Here is a 6,763-nt window from a genome sequence, read left to right on the forward strand (position 1 = left end):
CGACTCCTAGGGGTTGCGTCGGGGTGTCTGGTCGGAGTCGACCCAGGGCGGGGGGATGAATTCGGGCCGGCGATCGTGGCCGATTCGGACGATCCAGCCGTGGTGGTGGATGAGCCTATGATGATATCCACACAGCAGTACCAGGTTGTCGAGTGAGGTTCTTCCACCGTCTATCCAATGACGAACGTGGTGAACTTCGCACCATGACGGCGGCCGATCACACCCCGGGAATGAACAGCAGACGTCTCGGGCGATGACGGCGCGGCGTAGGTCCGCGGGTGCGGTGCGGTGGGCCCGTCCGACGTCGAGGGGGACGCTCGCCGCATCGAAGACGACGCGGGTGACCGTGGCGTCACAGGCCAGGCGGCGCAGGACACTGGCCGGCAGAGGTTGACCCCAGCTGGTGGTGGCGGGCGTACCTCCCTGGCCGAGTAGTGCCGTCCAGGGGAGGGTGACGGTGAGGTGGGGGCGCACGCCGCCGGTGACGGGCAGAGCTGCGGTGGTGAGGGTGCGGTGAAGGAGGTCGACGAGGGCGTCGGCGCGGCGCTGTGCAGGTGTGCGGGGGCCGGGGGTGCCGTCGTCGGCGGGACGGGGTTTGGCCAGCGGGTCGAGTGCGCTGCGTAGGAGCGCGGCGGCTTCGGCGTCGAGTTCGCCGGTGATACGGGTGGTGCCCCCGGGCAGATCGATGATCCACAGGCCGCGCCGATCCCCGGGGGCGTCGCCCGAATCCTGGTTGCCGTTGCCCGGGTTCTGGTTGTCATCGCCGGCCGGGCCCCCTGCGGGGCCGGGAGACGTGCCGGAGTCGGCGCCCTCACGGTCGCCGTTCTGGCTGCCGGTGTTGGCGGGGTCATCGCCGCCGGGGCTGGTGTCGATCCGGGTGAGTTGTTCCCGCAGGTGCCGGCCAAGACGGGCCAGTTCGCGGGGGTCGAACATCCGGGCCAGCTCCAGCAGGGATGCCTCCGCCGCCGTGTACACCTGCGCGTCCAGGTCGCGGGGGAGGGAACGGATCGTCGTGCGGACCTCGACCGCCTACTCGACCGTGATCGCGCCGGCGGCCAGGGCCGCACCGGTGGCACTCAGCGGTCCGTCCACGGCCAGGGCCAGATCGACCAGGCGTTGGGCGTCCCCCGGCCGGATCCGCAGCCGTTCCCGCAGCAGCGCCGCGGTGCTGGTAGCCCCCTCCCGCACGGCCAGGTTCCGGCCGTGGGCCTCCCGCACCAGCGCGAGCCGCACCGCGGCCAGGCGGGCCAGCTCCACCGAACAGTCGTCCAGGGCGCCGTACAACTCGGCATCCGACAACGACCACACCGGCGCGTCCAACAGGCCGCCGACCTGCTCGGCCACTACCGCCAAACCCAACGGCACCAGATGCTGCCCGAGGGCCGGGCCGGCAGTGATGGTCATGGATCAAGCGTAGATCACACAACCCCCAATATCGAACTCATGTTCGATTACCGTAACTAGGTGCTGTGGTCGTAGCGGACATGAGGACCGGCGTGCTGTGCGTGCCCTGCGCGAAGATCCCGGTCGCCCTCAGCTTCACGTGCATGGCCGGCGGTCTGCCGGCCTGGACCGTCCCCGAACCCCGCCCAGGCCGCCCTCGACTCCCCCGGCAGCCCGGGGCATGGCCTCGAGCACGGTCCAGGGCCCATCCCGCGCCTGCGATTGTTCACTTCTCCGGTGGAAAATCTGCGCCCGCTGCAGACAACGACCCGACACGCTGCTAGCGTCGGAACCATGCGGTCACATGCCGGACATCCGGGACGGTTGCGCGCCGCTCTGCGATGTTCGGGGGATGCCCGAAGGTCGGTACACTAGGCGGCCACCCATCCCGCACGGCCGCCTTCGACGGGCTGCGCCCGGGCTTCTGATCTTTTTCGTACCGCACGATCTTAGGCATTCCGACCGGCCCCGGGGAAGCGGCCCGGTTCCCCTTCGGCAGCCGGACCGTCCACCGCCACACCGCGCGGGCAACCGTGAGGAACCGCGGACGAGGACAGCCATCGCAGATTAGTCGCAGGTATCGGTGGTAGTCGCAGGCAGTCGCAGGTATCAGTGCCCGGCCGGCGTCCCACAGCCGGTGCCCGGTACACCGCCGACACGCCGACACCACCGACGCACCGAACACCGACTTCACCCCGGGGAGGATCACCCTATGAGCACCGAGAGCTGGTCGTTCGAGACCCAGCAGATCCACGCGGGAGCCCAGCCGGACCCGGCGACCGGCGCCCGAGCCGTGCCGATCTACCAGACCACCAGCTACGTCTTCCGCGACACCGACCACGCCGCCGCCCTGTTCGCCCTCGGTGAGCCCGGAAACATCTACACCCGGATCATGAACCCCACCCAGGATGTCTTCGAGCAGCGCATCGCCGCCCTCGAAGGTGGGATCGGGGCGCTCGCGGCGGCGTCGGGGCAGGCCGCGGAGACGCTGGCGATCTTGAACCTGGCCGAGGCCGGCGACCACGTGGTCTCCTCGGCCAGCCTGTACGGCGGGACGTACAACCTGTTCCACTACACCCTGCCGAAGCTGGGCATCGAGGTCTCCTTCGTCGGCGATCCCGATGATCTCCAGGAGTGGCGGGCGGCGGTGCGGCCCACCACGAAGGCGTTCTACGGGGAAACGATCGGCAACCCCCGCGGCGACGTCCTCGACACCGTCGGGATCTCCGAGGTCGCCCACGCGCACGGGATCCCCCTCATCGTCGACGGCGGCCGGTTCGACTTCGGCGCCTCCGGCCGGTTCGCGAACTTCACCACTCCCGACCCGAGCTACCATGGTCTGGTCTACTGGGACGCGCTCGGTCACGGCTCGTACATCGTCAAGGCGCGCGTGCAGCTACTGCGCGACCTCGGCCCGGCGATCTCCCCGTTCAACTCGTTCCTGCTGCTCCAGGGTCTGGAGACGCTGTCGCTGCGGATCGAGCGGCACACCGCGAACGCCCAGCGGGTCGCCGAGTGGCTCGAGGCGCGCGACGAGGTGAGCTGGGTGGCCTACCCGGGCCTGCCGTCGTCGCGGTGGTACTCCCGGGCACAGAAGGTGCTCCCCCGCGGCGCCGGCGCGATCCTGTCCTTCGGCATCGCCGGTGGCGCCGAAGCCGGGAAGAAGTTCGTCGAGGGGGTCGAGCTGTTCAGCCACCTGGCGAACGTTGGTGACGTCCGCTCACTGATTATCCATCCCGCGACGACGACGCACTCCCAGCTCACCGAGACCGAGCAGACCGCGACCGGGGTCACCCCGGATCTCGTCCGCCTGTCGGTCGGCATCGAGGGGATCGACGACATCCTGGCCGACCTCGATGCCGGGTTCCGTGCGGCCAAGAGCTGAGTCGCGTGGCACCGGTGCGGCCCTTTCGGTCGAACCGGTGCCGCCGACGGTCGAACCGGCGCCGTCGGCGCCACCGCCCGCCTCCGGGGCATGGCGCGCCGGGATCGACCCGGTGGGACGGCGCCGGTTCGTCGACCTGCCGGGACCGCTGCGGCTGGAACGCGGCGGCGTCCTGCCCGGCGTGACAGTGGCCTACGAGACGTGGGGCCGCCTCGACTCCGCGGCCACCAACGCGGTGCTGGTCCTGCACGCGCTCACCGGGGACAGTCACGCCGCCGGCCCGCCCGGGCCGGGCCACCCCACCCCAGGCTGGCGGGATGGCCTGATCGGGCCTGGACGGGCCCTCGACACCGATCGCCTCTTCGTGGTCTGTGCGAATGTGCTGGGCGGCTGCCAGGGCACGACCGGGCCAGCCAGTCCCGCGCCGGACGGCCGACCCTGGGGCGGCCGATGGCCCGAGATCACGATCTCCGATCAGGTCACGGTGGAGGTCGCCGTCGCCGACGCGCTCGGCATCCGGCGCTGGGCCGCGGTGGTCGGCGGCTCGATGGGGGCATGCGGGCCCTGGAGTGGGCCGTCGGCCATCCCGACCGGGTCGACCACGCCGTGATCCTGGCCTGCGGCGCGGCGGCGACGGCGGAGCAGATCGGGTTGTCCGCGGTGCAGCTTCGTGCGATCACCGACGACCCGGCCTGGAACGGCGGCGACTACCACGACCGGCCCGACGGACGCGGCCCGGACGCCGGCATGGGTCTGGCCCGGCGGGTGGCCCAGATCAGCTATCGCAGCGAGGCCGAACTGGAGGAACGGTTCGCGGATCGGACCCGGCCCGACGGCTTGTTCGAGGTCGCCTCCTACCTCGACCACCATGCCGGCAAGCTGGCCGCTCGGTTCGACGCCGGCACTTACGTCGCCCTGACCCGGGCGATGATGATCCAGGACGTCGGCCGGGGGCGCGGGGGGCGCGCGCCGGCGCTACGGTCCTGCCCGGTGCCGTTCACCGTCGCAGGGGTCGATTCCGACCGACTCTATCCCCTCCACCTGCAGGAGTACATCGCCGAGCGCGTCGGCGCGCCGTTGCGCGTCGTCCACTCGCGGCGCAGGCACGACGGGTTCCTGATCGAGACCGAGCAGGTCGCCGCAATCGTCCACGACGCACTCCGGACGGCCTGACCCGGAACTGATTATCCGCACGATTTATCCGCACGGTGACGGCACCGCGCGGCACGGCAGCGGACGGCACCCCGGCCCGTCACCTTGAGCGTGTATGAACCGCTGCATGGTGACCCCCTCCGCCGGTCCGCCGGGTGCCCGCCCGGGCGGGCTGTTCGCCACCATCCGCGCGGCCCTGCCGGGCCTGCTCCCGAGCGAGCAGCGGGTGGCCGAAGTGTGTCTGGCCCGTCCGGGGGACGTGGTCGAATGGTCCGCCGCGCAGCTCGCGGAGGCCGCGGGAACATCGACGGCCACGGTGGTGCGCGCCTGCCAACATCTCGGCTTCCGCGGATTCCAGCATTTCCGCGTCGAGCTCGCCCGGGAGAGCGGGGCCGCGGCGCTACGCGGTGAGATCGGCCGAACGGACGCTGCCGACCCGGTCGAGCGCCTGGTGGACACCGTCTTCGGCGCGGCGACCGCGGTGCTCGCCGACGCGCTCGGCCCGCTGGACCGGTCCCGTCTCGCGCCCGCCGTGGACCTGCTGGACCGGGCCAACCGACTGCTCGTCATCGGCAACGGCGGATCGGCTCCGGTCGCCCAGGACGCGGCGTTGCGCTTCCTCAGCATGGGCCGGCCGGCCGAGGCGCCGGGCGACTCGATCGCCCAGGAACTCACCGCCCGCCTGCTCGCGCCCTCGGACGTCTGCCTGGTCATCACGAGCAGCGGGGCGAACGAGCCGAGTCTGCGGGCCGCGGAGGCGGCCCGGACCGCGGGCGCCGCCGTCATCGGCATCACCAGCTACACGGCCGGGCCCCTGGCCGAGATCGCCGACATCAGCCTCGTGGTGGGGTCGCCCGACTGGCCCATCAGCTCGGACATGATCGCAAGCCGGCTGGCCTCCCTGCTGCTGCTCAACGCCCTGCAGCTCGCGGTCGGCCTGCGCCGCACGGACAACCCGCTGCTGGCCGGGACCGTCATGCGGGACGTCCAGGGCCACTCCGTGCGGGCGGAGGACGGCCCGCGGCGGCCCGCGGCGGATCCCGGCCGCGGAGCCGCCGATCCCTACGAGTTCTGACCGATGACCGGTCGGGTCAGTCGGGTCAGGGGACGCGCGCCAAGGGGCGCTCGGACAGCTACGAAAGCGTCCCACCGGCAAGGCGCTTGGCCGGAGATTCGTTGCGGTAAGTGACTGTCCCCCGTTTCCCGACCGTCATGGACCATTCATCTAGGTACCCGAGACTGCCTCTGTAACGAGGAGCCAGGGGGCAGGCGCACTTCTGGAACAGACGTACACGGGGTGCTGGGTGGCAGAAATCCGGATCGAGGGCCTCACGAGGCGCTTCGGAAACGTCCGTGCGGTGGACGACGTCTCCCTCGACGTGGCGGACGGTGACTCCCTCGTTCTACTGGGACCGAGCGGCTGCGGGAAGACCACGCTGCTGCGCATGATCGCCGGCCTGCTGGAGCCGAGCGAGGGGCGCATCATGCTCGGCGACCGCGACATCACCCATGTCCCCGCCCGACGGCGCGACCTCGCCATGGTCTTCCAGAGCTACGCGCTGTACCCGCACCTGACGGTCGAGCGCAACATCGGGTTTCCGCTGCGGGCCGCGCGCCGCCCCAAGGCGGAGATCGCCCGGCGCGTCCGCGAGGTCGCCGACCAGCTCGAACTCGGCGGGCTGCTCCACCGGCGCCCCCGTGAGCTATCCGGCGGGCAGCGCCAACAGGTGGCGCTCGGCCGTGCGCTGGTCCGTGACCCCCAGGCGTTCCTCATGGACGAGCCCCTCTCGAACCTCGACGCGAAACTGCGCACCGCGACCCGCACCGAGCTCGCCGGACTGCACCGCCGGCTGGGCCGAACCTTCATCTACGTCACCCACGACCAGGTGGAGGCCATGTCGATGGCGACCCGCGTGGTCCTGCTCAACGGCGGCCGCGTGGAACAGGTGGGCAGCCCGACCGAGGTCTACGACACGCCGGCCTCGGTGTTCGTCGCCGGCTTCCTCGGCGCACCGCCGATGAACCTGATCGAGGCCCGGGTGGAGGCCGACGGCGACCTGCTGGCGGTCCGCGCGGACGGGCTACGCATCCCGCTGTGGCCGGGCTTCGACGAACCCCGCGACGTCATCGTCGGTGTGCGACCCGAGAACCTGGCGCTGTTGCCCGGCCCGGCCGAGTTGCCCGGCCCGGCCGAGACATCGTCGGCATCACCCGGGTTGACGGCATCACCCGGGTTGACCGCGCAGATCGAAGGTGTCGTGACCACGGTCGAGAACCTCGGCA

Annotated in this window: 4 protein-coding genes and 2 pseudogenes; 4 read left to right on the forward strand and 2 right to left on the reverse strand. The window is 71.4% G+C overall.

Annotated elements, in window-relative coordinates:
• Positions 1-6: 6 nt before the first annotated feature.
• Positions 7-255, reverse strand: a complete 249-nt coding sequence (locus AC08OQ_RS03450; protein WP_476598863.1) for an HNH endonuclease signature motif containing protein — start codon at positions 253-255, stop codon at positions 7-9.
• A pseudogene (locus tag AC08OQ_RS03455) lies at positions 256-1,404 on the reverse strand (DUF222 domain-containing protein); the annotation flags it as partial.
• A 751-nt stretch (positions 1,405-2,155) separates the two neighbouring features.
• Between AC08OQ_RS03455 and AC08OQ_RS03460 the strand changes: the two are divergent.
• The 4 genes and pseudogenes from AC08OQ_RS03460 to AC08OQ_RS03475 form a co-directional block, all read left to right on the forward strand.
• Positions 2,156-3,328 (forward strand): PLP-dependent transferase, encoded by a 1,173-nt coding sequence (locus AC08OQ_RS03460; RefSeq protein ID WP_476600227.1) that lies wholly within the window; start codon positions 2,156-2,158, stop codon positions 3,326-3,328.
• A pseudogene (gene metX / locus AC08OQ_RS03465) lies at positions 3,300-4,501 on the forward strand (homoserine O-acetyltransferase MetX). Before AC08OQ_RS03460 ends, metX begins: the two are co-directional and overlap by 29 nt.
• Positions 4,502-4,607: 106 nt before the next feature.
• Positions 4,608-5,555 (forward strand): MurR/RpiR family transcriptional regulator, encoded by a 948-nt coding sequence (locus tag AC08OQ_RS03470; RefSeq protein ID WP_462187123.1) that lies wholly within the window; start codon positions 4,608-4,610, stop codon positions 5,553-5,555.
• A gap of 229 nt (positions 5,556-5,784) precedes the next feature.
• On the forward strand, positions 5,785-6,763 hold a 979-nt coding region (locus AC08OQ_RS03475; RefSeq protein WP_476611896.1), incomplete at its 3' end, for an ABC transporter ATP-binding protein.

Source organism: Frankia sp. CcCS3 (assembly GCF_977927575.1).